The sequence below is a fragment of the Streptomyces canus 299MFChir4.1 genome, assembly GCF_000383615.1.
In the GTDB taxonomy this organism is placed as follows: domain Bacteria; phylum Actinomycetota; class Actinomycetes; order Streptomycetales; family Streptomycetaceae; genus Streptomyces; species Streptomyces canus_C.
Genome location: NZ_KB911584.1, coordinates 163907 through 181442, shown reverse-complemented (window position 1 = coordinate 181442; position 17536 = coordinate 163907). Strand labels below are relative to the sequence as shown.

The following is a 17536-nucleotide window of genomic DNA, read 5'->3' as shown; positions in this document are numbered from 1 at the left end:
TGTGGCCGGTCGCGCCCACGCGGCGGAGCCGCAGATCGATGCAGCCCCGCGCCCCTGGGTGGGGTCAGTGGAGGCTTCCCAGGAAGTCCCGCATCTTTCGGACATCCCTGATGCGTCGCTCGTACGTCGCTCCCAGCGCGAGGAGCAGGAGGCCTGCCAGCGCCGGGGGTACCCAGCGGGGGAGGGCGTCCGTCACCTGGACTATGTACGGGGCCAGTTCATGGAGGGCGTCCAGGGTCAGGACCGAGCCGCCCAGGACCAAGGGGGCCTTGAGGCTGTAGCCGCCGCCCATCAGGGTGAGGGACAGCGCGGCCAGACCCAGGAGCAGCGGGCGGGTCCAGTCGGGGTCGCCCCAGGCCATGACCAGGCTCGGCAGGAGGGTGGCGGCCAGACCTGGGCCGTACGCCGTCCAGGACGAGGTCTCCGGGACGTGCCGCCTGCGGAGGTGGCCGACGAGCAGGGCCGGGATCGTGACCGGGAGCGTGTACGCCTCCGGGGCGCTCATGTCCCAGGCCGCCAGGCGGACCCAGGTGGCCAGGACGAACAGAGCGACGGCCGCGTAGCCGACGGGTCGGCGGTCCGCGCGGATCGCCGTGCCCGCCGCTATCACTGCGCACAGGGCCAGGACCGTGGCGAGCATCGGGAGGTCGGTGGCGGCCAGGGCGACGGCCAGGAGCGCGGTCGCGGCTCCGGTCAGCTCGATCGGCAGGGCCGCGGGGGAGTCGGTGAGCCGCCAGGCCAGCAGGGCCGTGGCGGCGGGGACCGTCAGGACGAGCAGGGCCGTGTGCGGGGCCGACCAGCCGGCGGCGGCGCCGGTCGCGCAGGCGAGGGCGGCGGCGTACCCGAGGGCGGTGGGCGTCGTGACGGGGGCGGCACGCCAGGAGGCCGCCGCGAACAGCGCGACCAGGACGCACAGCGTGGTGAGGGTCGCCGGCCGGGTGGCGAGGGAGAGGAAGGCGAGGCTCACGGAGGCGACGAGCGCCGGGACGAGAGCGGCGGGCCTGGACAGCAGGACGGCCGCCGCCAGGGCTCCCGCCGTCGCCGCGCCCTGGATCAGCAGGCCTGCGGCGTAGGGGAGTCCCAGCACCGCCGGAACGGTGAGGAGCGCGCCCCAGGCCAGGCAAAGGGCGGCGGTCACTGCCCGCGGACGCCAGGTCGTGTCGCGCACGGCCAGTGCCAGGACGCCTGCCAGCGCCGCCAGGACCAGGGGGACCGTCCCGGAGTACGGCGGCCAGGTCAGGTGGGACGTCACCGCGGCGCGGGCGTCCGTCGGGGTGCCGGTCCACGCCTGCGAGGCCCAGGAGAGCGGCCCCAGCACGACCACACCGACGACGGGCAGCGTCCACAGGAAGGACAGCGCCTGCACCGCACCGGAGGCCCACAGCAGACCTCGCCGTACCGTCTCCGGCAGCCGGGCCGGTCGCAGCACCGCCAACAGGGCGATGCCGAGGGCCAGATGGACCGGGACCGTCCACACCGCGGGCAGCGCGGACCGTCCCACCCCGCCGAGGGCGGCCACCGCGAGCAGACCGGAGGTGAGGGCGAGACCGAGGGACTGCTCCTCGCCGGGCACGCGGGTCGCCTCACGGCCGGCCTGCCATGCGGCGGCCAGGGCGATCGCGCTCGCGAGGAGAAGGAGCGCCGCCGCACGGGCGGCGGCGCTCGGGCCGGAGGCTGTCCAGGTCAGCCAGCCGGCGGCCAGTACGCCCCAGGCACCCACCCCGTACGCGCCGATCGCGGCGACCAAGCGCAGGGACTTCATCCGGAGCGCCACGACGGTGTCGAACCCGGCCGTCACCAGGAGCGCGGCCGTGAGCCCGTACGAGCCCGCGTCGGCCGCGATCGCCCAGAAGAACAGCGGGAGTTGGGCCGCGACCAGGGCGGCCGGGCGGGGCAGGCGCAGCTCGGACACGCGCGGCAGGAGGCCGTACGCCGCCCAGACTCCCGCCAGCAGGGCCGAGGCGACCGCCGTGTACGGCGCCCCGGGGCTCTTCAGGAACACGGCCCCGTGCAGCGCGACCGCGTCCAGGACCGTCAGCGCCAGACCCAGGCCCGCCACCGACTCGGCCGTCGAGCGCAGCCCGCGCTTCAGCAGCGGAAGCGGTGCGGCGAGTGCGGTCACTGTCACGGCGCCCAGGACCATGGCCCGTCCGGTGATCCCCAGGTGACCCCAGCTGACCAGGGTGAACACCATCGCCGCGACGGTGAGCAGGACACCGCCGAGCACCAGGAGCACGTTCTGCACGCTGGGTGCGCTCGCCTCGGGGCGAGGAGATGCGGCGGGCATCGGGCCGGTCGGCTGCGGCGCCTGCCACTTCGGCTGGAGCGCGGCGACCAGCCAGGCCCTGCGGGCCAGCAACTGGGCCCGGCGGGCGTCCAGTTGCCACAGCTCGGCGTCGAGGAGCCGCAGCTCCTCGGCCGGGGGCGGGATGTGCGTCATGCCCTGAAGTGTGGGCTGGGTCACGCGGCGCGACATGAGTACGGGTACTCAAGGACGTACTCGGATCCGATGCCAGACTCTCCCTATGGACTGGACCGGATTCCGCTTCCGCAGCCTGTGGTCCCTGCCTGCGAGGCCCGCAGTCGTCTACGACGTGCTGGAGCGGGCCGAGGAGTATCCGCGCTGGTGGCCCCAGGTGCGCGCGGTGCGACGGCTCGACGACACCAGCGGCGTCATCACGATCCGCGCCGTGCTGCCGTACGACCTGGTCTTCACCGCGCGAGAGGTGCGGCGCGACCGGGCGGCCGGGGTGCTGGAGATCGAGATGGACGGTGATCTGGAGGGCTGGGCGCGCTGGACGATCACCGCGGACGGCGACGGCAGCCTCGCCCACTACGACCAGGTCACCGAGGTGAACAAACCGCTGCTCCGACGCTTCGCCGTGCCCGGACGGCCGGTCTTCCTGGCCAACCACCGGCTGATGATGCGCGCCGGACGGCGAGGGCTCGTCGCCTACTTGGAAGCGGTTTGAAGGAAACCCGCGGGGACCTGTATTGTTCAGTGCGTTCCCGGGCGATTAGCTCAGTGGGAGAGCGCTTCGTTCACACCGAAGAGGTCACTGGTTCGAACCCAGTATCGCCCACCCGGAAAAGAACCGGTCTGCACTCGCAGGCCGGTTTTTCCGTTACGCCGCCGCGGGCAGATCCGGGCGCAGCGGCCATGCCGGGTCCACCGACTCCTCCGAGCCGCTGCGCGCGAACCAGGCCTGCAGGCCCCGCGCCTGGGCCGCGTGCCACACCGCCTGGAGGCTGTGCAGCTCCGGCGGTTCCAGCCGCTCCAGCCGGGCGGCGAAACGGCGCCCGACCGCCCGTACGACATCCAGCGCCGCCTGTGCGTCGGCCGCCGCGTCGTGCGCGCCGTCCAGCGTGACGCCGTAGTGCTCGCACAGGTCGGTGAGGGTGCGCCGGCCCTTGCGGTAGCGGTCCAGGTGCTTGTCGAGGACCCGCGGATCCAGCACCAGCAGCGGCGAGGAATCCAGCCAGCGATCCAGCGGCGAGGCGCGATGGCGGCGCAACTCCCGGTCCAGGACGGTCAGATCGAACGGCGCGTTCATCACGACCAGCGGACGGCCCGCGGCCGCCTGCTCGGCCAGCGTCTCGGCTATCTCGAACATCACCGGCGCCGGCCAGCGGCCGTTGCGCTGGAGATGCTCGTCCGTCAGCCCGTGCACCGCCGTCGCCCCGGCGGGCACCGGCACACCCGGATTGACCAGCCACCGGCTCACCCGTGGCCGGGTGCCCGCCGCGTCCTGGACGACGACGGCGGCCGACACGATCCGGTCGGTCTCGACGTCCACGCCGGTGGTCTCGGTGTCGAAAGCGGCCAGGGGCCCTTCGTACCAGCACGTCATACCAACTCAACCCCTCGTTCACCCACGGCAGCTGACGTACCGTCTTCTGCCTGTTTGGTGATACCCGGGCTGTTTGCGACGTACGCCGGAAGGACACAACAGGAGTGCGGGTCTTTGCAGTTCAGCGGCCCGGCGTGGGATTCATGTGGCCCTTGTGAGGGCATGTCACTTGGCTTGGAAGGCTGTTGGTCATGGCGATAGCGCAGCCCGAGCGGGGCGGGCTGCTGCCCGAGCGCACGGGCCCCCTTCGCGGCACGCTCGCCACCACCGCCTGCATGGAGACACTGCAGGTGGGCTATCTGCACGCCGTCGCGGCGGCGGCCGGCTGCTCGTTGTCCCAGCCGTTTCCGGACAACGGCATCGACTGGCACGTCAGCCACGGCTCACCCGGACACACCGTCGACGACGAGGTCACCATCAAGGTGCAGCTCAAGTGCACCTACCAGGTGGCCCCGAACCCGGCCGGCCGGTTCTTCTCCTTCACGCTCGACAACGACCACCTGCGCAAACTCGCCCGCACCCCGGTCTCGGTGCACAAGATCCTCGTGGTGATGCTCGTGCCGAGAGCCCAGGACGACTGGCTGCGCGCCGGCCACGACCGCCTGGACCTCAGACACTGCTGCTACTGGGTCAATCTGGCCGGCCACCCCGTCACCGGCCGGACCCGGACCACCGTGCGGATCCCCACCAACCGCATCTTCGACGACCGGGCGCTGTGCGAGATCATGACGCGGGTCGGGACGGGAGGCAGACCATGACCCACCGCCCGCTGGAGGAGCCACTGCGCGCGGTGCGCCCCCACCCGGAGGCCCACTGGGACCGTCCGCCGACCCCCGACGAGGTCGACCCCGCCGTCCTGAGCGCCCTGCTGCACCGGCACGGCTGGCAGCGGCGGGGCGGCGCCCCCGGTCGCTACGGCCGCTGGACCCCGCCAGGACCGGGCGCGAGCGGGACCAGCCTGCTCGTGCCCGAGAGCCGCGCCTTCCCCGACAGCGAGGACCTCCTCGGTGAGGCCCTCGTCGCCCTGTCCCGCAGCGGCACACCCGCCGCGCGCGAGGTGCTCCTCGGGCTCGCCGTGCCCAGCGACGAGATCCGCTGGTGGCGTGACGTCCCGACCGGCCCCGCCGACGCAACGGCCTGGACCGTCGAGGAGCGACTGCGCGCCGCCGCCCGCCAGACCCTGCTCGCCGGCGCGCTCGCCACACGCGCGCGTGCCGGCTACTACGGCGCCCGTTACCGCCGTACGGCGGCCGCGTCCCTCGACACCGTCCTGGTCGGCTCCGCCGCCGGTGGCCGCCGGCTCACCGCCTTCGTGCCCGTCGACACCGGCCGCCCGCTTGCCGTCCGCCTCCACCAGGCTCTGTGCGCCACCCGCGAGGCCATCGACTACCAGCGGGCCACCGGCGGCATGGACGCCTTCGACGGCGCCGTGGAGGCCGGTGTCAGCCGTGAGCTCACCGAGGCGCTGATCGCCCTCGTCCGCGGGACGGAAGGCGCGCGGATCGCCGTCGAGTGGGCGCCCGCCGCCGGAGTCCCCACTGGGTGCGCGGCGTCCTCGGAGGCCGTCGAGTTCTCGCCCGGCGACCTGCCCGTGCTGCGCGAGGCCGGGGCCCGCTTCCTGCGCGAGGAGCCCTCCGTCGCGGTCCGGCTCACCGGCACCGTGGTGAGGATGCGCAGGTCGGGGCCGCGCGGGGACGGTTCGGTCCGGCTGCGGGTGATCGCCGGCGCCGAGATACCGCACGTGCGGCTGACCCTGGACGAGGAGGCGTACCGCATCGCCGGGCACGCCCACCTCGTCGGGCTCCCGGTCCGGGTGCACGGCAGGCTGGAGAGCCGCGGGGGCTTCCGCAGGCTCACCGGGGCCACGGGCATGGTCCCCGTGCAGGTGGACGAGGCCGAGCGGGACCGGCTGATGAAGTCCCTCCAGGAGAATCTCGACTTCTTCGAGGAGGCCTGCGAAGGGTCGGGCGAGGAGTCCTTCGGAGGGGACTGATTTCGCGGAGGTGGGGGCCGGGTCGGTACGATCCCCTATTGCGCGCGCTCCCGGTATGGCGCCCGCACCCCCCTTCAGTCAGGAGAGACCGGTGTCAGACGTCCGTGTGATCATCCAACGCGATTCCGAGCGGGAAGAGCGCGTGGTGACGACGGGCACTACGGCCGCCGAGCTCTTCGCCGGCGAGCGCTCGATCGTCGCCGCGCGTGTGGGAGGCGAGCTCAAGGACCTCGCGTACGTCCTGTCCGAGGGCGACGCGGTCGAGGGCGTCGAGATCTCCTCCGAGGACGGACTCAACATCCTGCGCCACTCCACCGCGCACGTGATGGCGCAGGCCGTGCAGGAGCTCTTCCCCGAGGCCAAGCTGGGCATCGGCCCGCCGGTCAAGGACGGCTTCTACTACGACTTCGACGTCGAGAAGCCGTTCACGCCCGAGGATCTCAAGGCCATCGAGAAGAAGATGCAGGAGATCCAGAAGCGGGGGCAGAAGTTCTCCCGCCGCGTGGTGACCGACGAGGCGGCTCGCGAGGAGCTGGCGTCCGAGCCGTACAAGCTCGAACTGATCGGCATCAAGGGCTCGGCCTCCTCGGACGACGGCGCGGACGTCGAGGTCGGCTCCGGTGAGCTGACGATCTACGACAACCTCGACGCCAAGACCGGCAACCTGTGCTGGAAGGACCTCTGCCGCGGCCCCCACCTGCCGTCGACCCGTGCGATCCCGGCCTTCAAGCTGATGCGCAACGCGGCCGCCTACTGGCGCGGCAGCGAGAAGAACCCGATGCTCCAGCGCATCTACGGCACCGCCTGGCCGACCAAGGACGAGCTGAAGGCGCACCTCGACTTCCTCGCCGAGGCCGAGAAGCGCGACCACCGCAAGCTCGGCTCCGAACTCGACCTGTTCTCCATCCCGGAGCAGATCGGCTCCGGCCTCGCCGTCTTCCACCCCAAGGGCGGCATCATCCGCCGGGTCATGGAGGACTACTCGCGCCGCCGCCACGAGGAGGAGGGGTACGAGTTCGTCTACACCCCGCACGCGACGAAGGGGAAGCTCTTCGAGCAGTCCGGGCACCTGGACTGGTACGCCGACGGCATGTACCCGCCCATGCAGCTCGACGAGGGCGTGGACTACTACCTCAAGCCCATGAACTGCCCGATGCACAACCTGATCTTCGACGCGCGCGGCCGCTCCTACCGTGAACTGCCGCTGCGCCTCTTCGAGTTCGGGACCGTGTACCGGTACGAGAAGTCGGGCGTCGTGCACGGCCTCACGCGTGCGCGTGGCTTCACGCAGGACGACGCGCACATCTACTGCACCCGTGAGCAGATGTCGGAGGAGCTCGACAAGACGCTCACCTTCGTCCTCGGCCTGCTGCGCGACTACGGTCTGACCGACTTCTACCTGGAGCTGTCCACCAAGGACCCGGAGAAGTTCGTCGGCTCGGACGAGGTCTGGGAAGAGGCCACGGAGACGCTGCGCCAGGTCGCCGAGAAGCAGGGGCTGCCCTTGGTCCCGGACCCGGGCGGTGCCGCCTTCTACGGCCCGAAGATCTCCGTCCAGACCAAGGACGCCATCGGCCGTACCTGGCAGATGTCCACGATCCAGCTGGACTTCAACCTGCCGGAGCGCTTCGAGCTGGAGTACACCTCTCCCGACGGCTCCAAGCAGCGCCCGGTCATGATCCACCGCGCGCTGTTCGGTTCCATCGAGCGGTTCTTCGCGGTGCTCCTGGAGCACTACGCGGGCGCCTTCCCGGCGTGGCTGGCACCGGTCCAGGCGCTTGGCATCCCGATCGGCGACGCGCACGTCGAGTACCTGGAGAAGTTCGCGGCCGCGGCCAAGAAGCAGGGCCTGCGCGTCGAGGTCGACTCCTCGTCCGACCGCATGCAGAAGAAGATCCGCAACGCCCAGAAGCAGAAGGTGCCCTTCATGGTCATCGCGGGCGACGAGGACATGGCCAGCGGCTCGGTCTCCTTCCGCTACCGCGACGGCTCGCAGGAGAACGGCATCCCGTTCGACGAGGCCATCGCGAAGATCGTGAAGGTCGTGGAGGAGCGGGCGCAGGTCTGATCTCCGCACGGCGGGGCCCTCGGGGAGTTCAGCTTCCCGGGGGCCTCTCGTCGTCCTCCCGGGAGAACACCTGGAGCAGCCAGGAGGCGAAGGTGCCGGTCACGGCGGCGAGCAGGGCCATCCCGATCATCATCACGCCGACCGCGATCAGGCGTCCCAGCGGGGTGACGGGTACGACGTCGCCGTAGCCGACGGTGGTCAGGGTGGCACAGGTCCACCAGACGGCGTCGCCGAAGGTGGGCATGGTGGTGCCGGGGGCGTCGCGTTCCTGCTGGAAGACGGCGAGGGCACCGGTGAAGCCCAGCAGAAGGGTCGACATACCGGAGTACACGATCACGCGCGCGTGCAGGGCGAGCCGGGGCCGGCCGTGGCGGCGCTGCACGGCCTCGTACAGCTTCACGACCCGGAGCGGGCGCAGCAGCGGCAGGAGCAGGACCACGGTGTCCAGCACATGCTTCCGTACGAAGCGCAGCCGCTGCCCGCTGAGGCGCCAGCGCACCGCGTAGTCGGCGGCGAACAGCGCCCAGGCGGCCAGCGTCGTCGCCAGACAGAGGTCGAGTGCGGCCTGCGGAAGACCGGGAGCCAGGACCCGGAGCGCGTACGCGGCGAGGAAGGCCAGGGAGGCGACGGCGAGGGGGACCTCGGTGTGCTGCTCCCAGCGGGCCTGGCGGTGGGCTGCGTCTTCGAGCGGGCCGGGCTCGGGGCTGCCGGCTCGGGGGCGGGGGGTGCGGTGGGTTCCGGGGGTGTTCGTGGTGTGGGTCCGTCGGTGGGTGGGGGTGGCGCGGGGCGGGGGGCCCGGTGTGCCGGGGGTCTGGGGGGCTGTGGTGCTGTGGAGGTCGGGTTCGCGAGGGTTGTGGACCTCGTCGCCTGCTGGGCCGTGGTTTTCGTGCTTGCCAGTGGCGTGGGGCTCGGGAGTGTGGTCGCCGGAGGGCTTTTGCGCGTCGCTGTGCTGAGGCTGGGGCACGTTGGTGTCTTGAGGCTGGTGTGCGTCGGTGTCCTGAGGCCGGTGTGCGTCTGTGCCGTCGCTTTCGTGCCCGTCTTTGCCGTTGCTCTCGGAAGCGTCGTGCGCGTCGTTGCGCTGAGGTCGGCGCTCGTCTGTGCCGTCGGTCTCGTGCTCGTCGCCGTTGGGGGGTGTGCGGTTGTCGTCGGCTCTCTGCTGGTTGTTGTCGGGGCGCGCGTCAGTTTCGTCGGTCGTGTGCTGGTTGTTGTCGGGGTGCGCGTCGGTGTCGTCGGCCGGGTGCTCGTTGCCGTTGGGGGGTGTGCGGTTGTCGTCGGCTCCCTGCCGGTTGCTGTCGGGGCGCGCGTCAGTTTCGTCGGGTTCGTGCTCGTTGCCGCCGGGGCGCGTGCCGCTGTCGTCGGCTCCCTGCCCGTCGCTGCCCCGGCGCGTGCCGCTGTCGTCGTCCACCCGCCCAGCTTGGCCCGGGCTGCTTTTCCCACAACCCCGCCGACACGGCGCGAACGGGCGAAGTCATATGCTGCTTTGCATGACGAGTGAGCCGGAGCAGCAGTTGGGAGTGGGGACGCAGGACGCGTTCCAGCGTCTGTGGACACCCCACCGGATGGCCTACATCCAGGGCGAGAACAAGCCGACCGGCCCGGGTGCCGACGACGGCTGCCCCTTCTGCTCGATTCCGGCCAAGTCCGACGAGGACGGTCTGGTCGTGCGGCGCGGCCGGCTGGTGTACGCGGTGCTCAACCTCTACCCCTACACCGGCGGCCACCTCATGGTCGTGCCCTACCGTCATGTGGCCGACTACACCGACCTCACCGAGCCGGAGACCGCTGAGCTGGCAGCGCTGACCAAGCAGGCGATGACTGCCCTGCGGACGGCCTCCGGGGCGCACGGCTTCAACATCGGCATGAACCAGGGGACGGTCGCCGGCGCTGGTATCGCCGCTCACCTCCACCAGCACATCGTCCCGCGCTGGGGCGGCGACACGAACTTCATGCCGGTCGTCGGCCACACGAAGGTGCTGCCGCAGCTTCTCGGTGACACCCGCAAGATGCTGGCGGAGGCCTGGCCGAGCGAGTGAGCGAATGAGGTAGGGGGGCCGGTCATCGCGGCCCCCCTAGCCCTACGGGTCGTACCCGTCACCCCTACGCGTCGTAGACGTCCGCCTTCCGGGGCGACACGTCCTGCACCTGCGTGCTCAGGAAGCCCGCCCGCGTGCCGAACTTCTCGGTGTCCACGCCGTTCTCCTGGAGGACCCGGATCGCCGCCGAGTGCACGACCCTCAGTACCGGGGTCGCGGCGCGCAGCGCGTCGTCGGCCATGAAGCGGTGCCGCCACGGCTTGTCCGCCCAGGCGTGCCGCAGACCGAACGGCTCGGGAAGGACGAGCGAGCCGCCGAGCCAGTTGAGCAGCGGCGGATACCGGGTCAGGGGCGCCCGCGCGGTGAGGCGGACCACCTCGTCCGCGTCGACCAGCGGAAGCTTGATCTTCTTGGTCTCCCAGAACCTGACCTGCTTGGCGACTTCCTTCTCCTTGGCCGCCGGCTTCGAGGTGAACAGCCCGTGCACCGGCCCCAGGGCGTGCCCGGTGACCTCGATGCGCAGCGTCTCGTGCAGCACGGTCACCGTGATCAGCATGGTGAGGACCAGCTGCCCCTCCCAGAGGGTCCACTGGACGCCCAGGTAGTGCCGGTCGCCACCGCCGAACTGCTGCTTGTTGCAGATGTCCTGTATCGCGTGGGTCTTGACCTGGTACGCGTCCACGTCCGTGCCCCCGGGCCGGGACACCTCCTTCGCGCCCTCCGCGATCGGGGTGACGACCCAGTGGCGTACGGACGGCTTCGGGAAGCCGCCGGTGTTGATCGTGTTGCGTTCCAGCATGCGGAGCTGGTCATGGATGGAACGGATGACGTCCCAGCTGCGGAAGGGATGGATCTCCCGGGTGGGATCGGCGGACACCAGGTCCTCGGCGAGCTGCCAGCTGCCCCACCGGGTGCCCATGCCGAGTATGCCCTTGGGACCGGCGTAGAAGACCGAGTTGGACTGCTGCTCGGCGCTGAGCGTGGCCAGGGACTGGCGCAGCTGCTCGGCCGCCGTCTCGCCGGGGTTGCTCGGCACCGCCTCGGGCACCTTGGCGCCCACACTGCTGCCGGCCAGCAGACTGGCCCAGCGGTCCCGCAGATCCCTGGCGGTGCGCTCGCAGATCTGCTTGGCCCAGAACCAGCCGACCACGGGCAGGACGACGCACGCGCGTGCGTACAGACCCCAGAACCCGCTGAACGGCATCTTGAGGAGGAAGAGCACGGCGAGCGCGCCCATCGCGACGAGCAGCGCCGTGGCGAGCGCGCCCGCCTGCTTGTTGTCCTCACGCTTGGCGATGTTGGTGCGCAGCGTGAAGACCAGCAGCCAGACGAGGAGCCCCGGCAGGAAGAGCACACCGCACAGCACCATCACGGCGGTCAGCCAGTTGTCCCGGTCCCGGCGGATGTTGTTCGCCGCGAGACAGTGCTCGACCACGACCTGCGGCTCGGCGCCGAAGGACTGGATGAGCGGCTTGCGGCCCGCGCCGAGCATGCGGGTGACCACGGCCGTGGAGAACGCCTCGCCCAGGTTGGGGCGGAAGATCTTCGCCCACTTGCGGCCGTTCTTGACGGCCGACTCGTGCCACTCGTTGTTGGCCTTGAGGATCTCCTCCACCGGATTGTCCCGATAGGCCGCCGAGGCCAGGGCGAACGTCGCCGTCTGCGCCTCGTCGCCCGTGCGCGGCACCTGCGGACCGAAGATGTCCGCGTAACCGCCGTCAACGGTCATTCCCGCCCCCGATCGCCGCCGGACTCACCCACTGCGGCTTTCCCGACTTCCGTGCTTCGCACACCTGTTGATCAGGTCATCAGCGTATCGGTACGCGCTGACATTAATCGGCGGACGGCCGAAGCCGCCCGCCGATTCGGAGGGGAGGGTTCCAGAAACGTCACCCGAGGGGCTCCGGACGCCACTTGTGCGACGTCCGGACCCAACTACGAGGCGGCACGCGCCTCTTCACGGATCCTCTCGGCGATCTGCGGCGGCATGGGCTCGTGCCGGGCGTAGCAGCGGCTGAAGCGCGCGGTGCCGTGCGACAGGGACCTCAGGTCCACCGCGTACCGCCCGATCTCCATCTCGGGCACCTCGGCCTTGATGAGGGTGCGACCGCCGTTGGTCTGCTCGGTGCCCAGCACCCGGCCGCGCCGCCCGGACAGGTCGCTCATCACGGCGCCCACGTAGTCGTCGCCGACCAGCACGGACACCTCGGACACCGGCTCCAGCAGATGGATCCTCACCTCCGCCGCCGCCTCCCTGAGGGCCAGTGCCCCGGCCGTCTGGAACGCGGCGTCCGAGGAGTCCACGGAGTGCGCCTTGCCGTCCAGCAGCGTGACCCGGACATCGATGAGCTGGTGGCCGGTGGCAACTCCCTTGGCCGCCTGCGCCCGTACGCCCTTCTCGACGGACGGGATGAACTGCCGCGGCACCGCGCCGCCGACGACCTTGTCCACGAACTCGATGCCCGAGCCGCCGGGCAGCGGCTCCACCTCGATCTCGCAGATGGCGTACTGCCCGTGGCCGCCGGACTGCTTCACATGCCGCCCGCGCCCGGCCGACTTGTCCGCGAACGTCTCCCGCAGGGACACCCGGTGCGGTACGACGTCCACCTGCACGCCGTAGCGGCTGCGCAGCCGCTCCAGCGCCACGTCGGCGTGCGCCTCGCCCAGGCACCACAGGACGACCTGGTGGGTGTCCTGGTTCTGTTCGAGCCGCATGGTCGGATCCTCGGCGACCAGTCGGGCGAGCCCCTGCGAGAGCTTGTCCTCGTCCGCCTTGCTGTGCGCCTGGATGGCGAGCGGCAGCAGCGGGTCGGGCATCTCCCACGGCTCCATCAGCAGCGGGTCGTCCTTGGCCGAAAGGGTGTCGCCGGTCTCCGCGCGGCTGAGCTTCGCCACGCACGCGAGGTCGCCCGCGATGCAGTGCGTCAGCGAGCGCTGCTGCTTGCCGAAGGGAGCGGACAGCGCGCCGATGCGTTCGTCGACGTCATGGTCCTCGTGCCCGCGGTCGGCGAGCCCGTGCCCGGAGACATGGACCGTCTCGTCCGGACGCAGGGTCCCGGAGAAGACCCGCACCAGCGAGATCCGGCCGACATAGGGATCGGACGCCGTCTTCACGACCTCCGCGACCAGCGGCCCCTCGGTGTCGCACGCCTTGATCTCGCGCGGCTTGCCGTCGATGGTCGTGACGCCCGGGGTGGGGTGTTCGAACGGTGTCGGGAACCCGCCGGTGATCAGCTCCAGCAGCTCGACCGTACCGAGCCCCTGCCGGGCGCCGTCGCCCGCGGGGGCGGCGGCCAGCACCGGATGGAACACCCCGCGCGCGACGGCCCGCTCCAGGTCCTCCACGAGCGTCTTGAAGTCGATCTCCTCGCCGCCCAGATAGCGGTCCATGAGGGTCTCGTCCTCGCTCTCCGAGATGATCCCCTCGATCAGCCGGTTGCGGGCCTCCTCGATCCCCGGCAGCTGGTCCTCGCCCGGCTCGGACTCCTTGCGCTCCCCGGACGAGTAGTCGAACAGCTTCTGCGACAGCAGTCCGGTCAGCCCGGTCACGGGCGCGTGCCCGTCGGGCCCCTGCGGCCCGCGCAGCGGCAGATAGAGCGGGAGCACGGCGTCGGGGTCGTCGCCCCCGAAGACCTCCGCGCAGATCCGCGTCATCTCCTCGAAGTCCGCCCGCGCGGCCTCCAGATGCGTGACCACAATCGCGCGGGGCATCCCGACGGCAGCGCACTCCTCCCACACCATGCGCGTGGAGCCGTCCACCCCGTCCGAGGCCGAGACGACGAAAAGGGCCGCGTCCGCCGCTCGCAGACCGGCCCTGAGCTCCCCGACGAAGTCGGCGTATCCGGGGGTGTCCAGAATATTGATCTTGTACCCGTCCCATTCGACGGGCACCAGGGAGAGCTGCACCGAGCGTTGCTGCCGGTGCTCGATCTCGTCGTAGTCCGAGACGGTGCCGCCGTCCTCCACGCGGCCCGCCCGGTTCACTGCCCCCGCGGTGAGTGCGAGAGCTTCCACCAATGTCGTCTTGCCCGATCCGGAGTGGCCGACCAGCACCACATTCCGTACGGACGCGGGGTGGTCGGCCGCTGTTGCCCTGCCGGCGGCTCCGGGGTGTGCGTTCGCCTTGTCGCCCATGGCCTTGCCTCCCGTGCACGGTGAGGTCTCTGTGGGCGCGGACATGCGGACCCGCGTGCGGTGCGGCTCCGGTGACGCCCGCGGTCCTTCGAGCTTTCCACTCCCGTCACGGTGCGTCCATACGACGGACGCGATCGCGCCGTGACCCGGACGCGTCGAGCCCGTGACACGGGCTCCGGGTGCCCGGCCGTCGCCCACGCGTGCGCGTGGCTACGATGGGCCAGCCGGTGGCCAGCAGGGGCCGCGCGGCGACACCGACCCTCGGGAAGGCCATGCTGAACAAGTACGCGCGTGCTTTCTTCACGCGTGTTCTCACGCCGTTCGCCTCGTTTCTGATCAGAAGGGGCGTCAGCCCCGACACGGTCACCCTCCTCGGCACGGCCGGAGTGGTCGCGGGCGCGCTGGTCTTCTATCCCATGGGCGAGTTCTTCTGGGGCACGGTCGTGATCACGCTGTTCGTGTTCTCCGACCTCGTCGACGGCAACATGGCCCGGCAGCTCGGCCGCTCCAGCCGCTGGGGGGCCTTCCTGGACTCCACGCTCGACCGGGTCGCGGACGGCGCGATCTTCGGCGGCTTCGCCCTCTGGTACGCGGGCGGGGGCGACGACATCGCCCTGTGCGCGGTCTCCATCTTCTGCCTGGCCAGCGGCCAGGTGGTGTCGTACACGAAGGCCCGTGGCGAGTCGATCGGACTGCCGGTCGCCGTCAACGGCCTCGTCGAGCGCGCCGAGCGTCTGGTGATCTCGCTGGTCGCGGCCGGCCTCGCGGGCCTGCACAAGTTCGGCGTGCCCGGCATCCAGTACCTGCTGCCCGTCGCCCTGTGGATCGTCGCCGTCGGCAGCCTGGTCACGCTGATCCAGCGGGTCGTCACGGTCCGCCGGGAGTCCGCGGAGGCCGAGGATGCCGCCGACGAGCCCTCCACGACCCATCCTGCTGCGGGGGAGTCCCGGGAACAGGGGAGCGAGGCCGCGAAGTGAGCGCCCGGGAGCGGCTGACGGACTCGCTGTACGGCCTCGGCTGGGGCGTGGTGAAGAAGCTCCCCGAGCCGGTCGCCGTGCGCCTCGGCCGGAGCATCGCCGACCTGGCCTGGAAGCAGCGCGGCAAGGGCGTGCTCCGGTTGGAGGGCAACTACGCGCGCGTGCTGCCCGACGCGAGCCCCGAGCGCCTCGCCGAGCTCTCACGCGCGGGCATGCGGTCGTATCTGCGCTACTGGATGGAGTCCTTCCGGCTGCCCGCCTGGAGCAAGGAGCGCATCAAGGCCGGCTTCGACCCCAAGGGCCTGCACCACCTCACCGACGGACTCGCCGCGGGCAAGGGCGTCATCCTCGCGCTGCCGCACATGGCCAACTGGGATCTGGCCGGCGCCTGGGTCACCACCAAGCTGGAGACACCGTTCACCACGGTCGCCGAACGGCTCAAGCCCGAGACGCTGTACGACCGTTTCGTCGCCTACCGCGAGGGCCTCGGCATGGAGGTGCTCCCGCACAGCGGCGGCACCGCCTTCGGCACGCTGGCCCGGCGGCTGCGGGACGGCGGCCTGGTCTGCCTGGTCGCCGAACGCGACCTGTCGTCCTCCGGGGTCGAGGTGCGGTTCTTCGGCGAGGCGACCCGCATCCCCGCGGGCCCGGCCCTGCTGGCCCAGCAGACGGGCGCGCTGCTGCTGCCGGTGACACTCTGGTACGACGACTCGCCCGTCATGCAGGGACGGGTGCATCCCCCGGTCGGGGTGCCCGAGACAGGTACACGGGCCGAAAAGACGTCTGTCATGGCACAGGCGCTGGCCGATGCCTTCGCCACAGGGATCGCCGACCATCCGGAGGACTGGCACATGCTGCAGCGTTTGTGGCTGAAGGACCTCGAACCCCGACCCTCGGACGGGGCCCGCCCGTGAGAATCGGCATCGTCTGCCCGTACTCCTGGGACGTGCCGGGTGGCGTCCAGTTCCACATCCGCGATCTCGCCGAGTACTTCATCCGTCTCGGCCACGAGGTGTCCGTGCTCGCCCCGGCCGACGACGACACCCCGCTGCCGCCGTACGTGGTCTCGGCGGGCCGTGCGGTCCCGGTGCCGTACAACGGCTCGGTGGCCCGCCTCAGCTTCGGCTTCCTGTCGGCGGCCCGGGTCCGGCGCTGGCTGCACGACGGGGCGTTCGACGTCGTCCACATCCACGAGCCGTCCTCGCCCTCGCTCGGGCTGCTGACCTGCTGGGCCGCGCAGGGGCCGATCGTCGCCACGTTCCACACCTCGAACCCGCGCTCGCGCGTCATGGTCGCCGCGTACTCGATCCTCCAGGCCGCCCTCGAGAAGATCAGCGCCCGGATCGCGGTGAGCGAGTACGCCCGCCGCACCCTCGTCGAGCACCTCGGCGGCGACGCGGTGGTGATCCCGAACGGCGTGGACGTCGGCTTCTTCGCCAAGGCCCAGCCGAAGCCCGAGTGGCAGGGCGACACGATCGGTTTCATGGGCCGCATCGACGAGCCCCGCAAGGGCCTGCCGGTGCTGATGAAGGCCCTGCCGAGGATCCTCGCCGAACGTCCGCAGACCAGGCTGCTGGTCGCCGGGCGCGGCGACGAGAAGGAGGCGGTGGAGTCCCTTCCGGAGGAACTGCGCGCGCGCGTGGAGTTCCTCGGCATGGTCAGCGACCAGGACAAGGCGCGCTTCCTGCGCAGCGTCGACCTGTACGTCGCCCCCAACACCGGCGGCGAGAGCTTCGGGATCATCCTGGTCGAGGCCATGTCCGCGGGCGCCCCGGTGCTCGCCTCCGACCTCGACGCCTTCGCCCAGGTCCTCGACTACGGCGGGGCGGGCGAGCTCTTCGCCAACGAGGACGCGGACGCGCTGGCCGAGGCGGCGGTACGACTGCTCGGCGACCCGGCGAGACTGGCCGAACTCCGCGACCGCGGCCGCGCACACGTCCGCCGCTTCGACTGGTCGACCGTCGGCGCGGACATCCTGTCGGTCTACGAAACGGTGACGTCGGGCGCGGCGGCGGTGGCGACGGCGGACGACGACCGGGGGCCGGGCTTGCGAGCGCGCCTGGGACTGGCCCGGGACTGATCGCCGCGGCGGGGGCTGGGCGGGGTCGCCGGACTCAGGCCGACTCGCCCCGTGCACGGTCACTTGGGCAGGCTGCCGATGTGGCCGCCGCGCAGGGGACTGACCTGGGTTGCGGCCTTGGGGGTGGTCGGGGGGAGGTCGACTCGCCGCGTGCTGGGGCACCCGGTGAGGGGGACGAATTGATCGCCGGGCCGGCGGCTGAGCACTGTCGTGGCCCTGCGAGGCGGGGCCGCATCGCGGGCGCCCGCATGCCTGTCACGGACCTGGTCGTCTCGTCCCGCGCCCGGTCACCGCGTGAGGCGCCGCACGCACCCGACCGGACGGCCGTACCGGTGACTGGGTGGCCCTGAGGGACGGGCGGCGGCCCGCCCGGCACGGCACCGGCTGACCTGCCCCCGGG

13 protein-coding genes and 1 tRNA gene are annotated in these 17536 nt (G+C 71.4%); 9 read left to right on the top strand and 5 right to left on the bottom strand.

Annotation, left to right across the window (positions count from 1 at the left end; all coding sequences use genetic code 11):
- Nucleotides 1-64: 64 nt before the first annotated feature.
- Nucleotides 65-2476 (bottom strand): SCO7613 C-terminal domain-containing membrane protein, encoded by a 2412-nt coding sequence (locus tag H293_RS0108770; protein ID WP_020117501.1) that lies wholly within the window; start codon nucleotides 2474-2476, stop codon nucleotides 65-67.
- Nucleotides 2477-2525: 49 nt separating this feature from the next.
- On the opposite strand from H293_RS0108770, the gene H293_RS0108765 reads away from it, so the two are divergent.
- Nucleotides 2526-2972, top strand: coding sequence for an SRPBCC family protein (locus H293_RS0108765; protein WP_020117500.1), 447 nt, complete (start codon nucleotides 2526-2528; stop codon nucleotides 2970-2972).
- A 39-nt stretch (nucleotides 2973-3011) separates the two neighbouring features.
- A tRNA-Val gene (locus H293_RS0108760) sits at nucleotides 3012-3083 on the top strand.
- Nucleotides 3084-3125: 42 nt separating this feature from the next.
- On the opposite strand, the gene H293_RS0108755 is transcribed toward H293_RS0108760, so the two are convergent.
- On the bottom strand, nucleotides 3126-3851 hold the full coding sequence (locus tag H293_RS0108755; protein ID WP_020117499.1) for a 3'-5' exonuclease: 726 nt from the start codon (nucleotides 3849-3851) through the stop codon (nucleotides 3126-3128).
- Between the two features lie 191 nt (nucleotides 3852-4042).
- Here H293_RS0108755 and H293_RS0108750 point away from each other — a divergent pair, with 191 nt between their 5' ends.
- The 3 genes from H293_RS0108750 to thrS all read left to right on the top strand — a co-directional run bounded on the left by H293_RS0108750 (nucleotide 4043) and on the right by thrS (nucleotide 7912).
- Nucleotides 4043-4609 carry a DUF4365 domain-containing protein gene (locus H293_RS0108750; RefSeq protein WP_020117498.1) on the top strand — a complete coding sequence of 189 codons (567 nt, stop codon included), beginning with the start codon at nucleotides 4043-4045 and terminating at the stop codon, nucleotides 4607-4609.
- The gene (locus H293_RS0108745; protein WP_020117497.1) at nucleotides 4606-5844 is read left to right on the top strand and encodes a serine/threonine-protein kinase; all 1239 of its coding nucleotides are present in this window, start codon (nucleotides 4606-4608) and stop codon (nucleotides 5842-5844) included. The genes H293_RS0108750 and H293_RS0108745 overlap by 4 nt, the downstream gene beginning before the upstream one ends.
- A gap of 91 nt (nucleotides 5845-5935) precedes the next feature.
- Entirely contained in the window at nucleotides 5936-7912 is a 1977-nt protein-coding gene (thrS, locus tag H293_RS0108740) for a threonine--tRNA ligase (RefSeq protein ID WP_020117496.1), read from the top strand.
- Nucleotides 7913-7940: 28 nt separating this feature from the next.
- Here the strand turns inward: thrS and H293_RS54625 are convergent, their stop codons facing one another.
- On the bottom strand, nucleotides 7941-8531 hold the full coding sequence (locus H293_RS54625) for a potassium channel family protein (RefSeq protein ID WP_078612554.1): 591 nt from the start codon (nucleotides 8529-8531) through the stop codon (nucleotides 7941-7943).
- Nucleotides 8532-9384: 853 nt separating this feature from the next.
- Between H293_RS54625 and H293_RS0108730 the strand changes: the two genes are divergently transcribed.
- Nucleotides 9385-9945, top strand: coding sequence for an HIT family protein (locus H293_RS0108730; protein WP_033415321.1), 561 nt, complete (start codon nucleotides 9385-9387; stop codon nucleotides 9943-9945).
- Between the two features lie 64 nt (nucleotides 9946-10009).
- Here the strand turns inward: H293_RS0108730 and H293_RS0108725 are convergent, their stop codons facing one another.
- Together H293_RS0108725 and H293_RS0108720 are read right to left on the bottom strand one after the other, a co-directional pair.
- A complete protein-coding gene (locus H293_RS0108725; RefSeq protein WP_020117493.1) occupies nucleotides 10010-11674 on the bottom strand; it encodes a membrane protein in 1665 nt (554 codons plus the stop codon).
- Nucleotides 11675-11880: 206 nt separating this feature from the next.
- On the bottom strand, nucleotides 11881-14079 hold the full coding sequence (locus tag H293_RS0108720; protein ID WP_020117492.1) for an elongation factor G-like protein EF-G2: 2199 nt from the start codon (nucleotides 14077-14079) through the stop codon (nucleotides 11881-11883).
- Between the two features lie 215 nt (nucleotides 14080-14294).
- Between H293_RS0108720 and pgsA the strand changes: the two genes are divergently transcribed.
- Genes pgsA through H293_RS0108705 form a run of 3 tightly spaced genes read left to right on the top strand, consistent with a single transcriptional unit; the run spans nucleotide 14295 to nucleotide 17136 of the window.
- Nucleotides 14295-15056 carry a phosphatidylinositol phosphate synthase gene (gene pgsA, locus H293_RS0108715; RefSeq protein WP_020117491.1) on the top strand — a complete coding sequence of 254 codons (762 nt, stop codon included), beginning with the start codon at nucleotides 14295-14297 and terminating at the stop codon, nucleotides 15054-15056.
- Complete coding sequence (locus H293_RS0108710) at nucleotides 15053-15970, top strand: phosphatidylinositol mannoside acyltransferase (RefSeq protein ID WP_020117490.1); 918 nt, start codon at nucleotides 15053-15055, stop codon at nucleotides 15968-15970. The genes pgsA and H293_RS0108710 overlap by 4 nt, the downstream gene beginning before the upstream one ends.
- A complete protein-coding gene (locus tag H293_RS0108705; protein WP_020117489.1) occupies nucleotides 15967-17136 on the top strand; it encodes a glycosyltransferase family 4 protein in 1170 nt (389 codons plus the stop codon). The genes H293_RS0108710 and H293_RS0108705 overlap by 4 nt, the downstream gene beginning before the upstream one ends.
- Nucleotides 17137-17536: the final 400 nt, after the last annotated feature.

Excerpts from the sequence above, each read along its gene's own strand:
- H293_RS0108750 (WP_020117498.1), top strand. The coding sequence starts at position 4,043 with ATGGCGATAGCGCAGCCCGAGCGGGGCGGGCTGCTGCCCGAGCGCACG.
- H293_RS0108730 (WP_033415321.1), top strand. The coding sequence starts at position 9,385 with ATGCTGCTTTGCATGACGAGTGAGCCGGAGCAGCAGTTGGGAGTGGGG.
- H293_RS0108725 (WP_020117493.1), bottom strand. The coding sequence starts at position 11,674 with ATGACCGTTGACGGCGGTTACGCGGACATCTTCGGTCCGCAGGTGCCG.
- H293_RS0108745 (WP_020117497.1), top strand. The coding sequence starts at position 4,606 with ATGACCCACCGCCCGCTGGAGGAGCCACTGCGCGCGGTGCGCCCCCAC.
- pgsA (WP_020117491.1), top strand. The coding sequence starts at position 14,295 with ATGGGCCAGCCGGTGGCCAGCAGGGGCCGCGCGGCGACACCGACCCTC.
- H293_RS0108755 (WP_020117499.1), bottom strand. The coding sequence starts at position 3,851 with ATGACGTGCTGGTACGAAGGGCCCCTGGCCGCTTTCGACACCGAGACC.
- H293_RS0108720 (WP_020117492.1), bottom strand. The coding sequence starts at position 14,079 with ATGGGCGACAAGGCGAACGCACACCCCGGAGCCGCCGGCAGGGCAACA.
- H293_RS0108765 (WP_020117500.1), top strand. The coding sequence starts at position 2,526 with ATGGACTGGACCGGATTCCGCTTCCGCAGCCTGTGGTCCCTGCCTGCG.
- H293_RS0108770 (WP_020117501.1), bottom strand. The coding sequence starts at position 2,476 with ATGTCGCGCCGCGTGACCCAGCCCACACTTCAGGGCATGACGCACATC.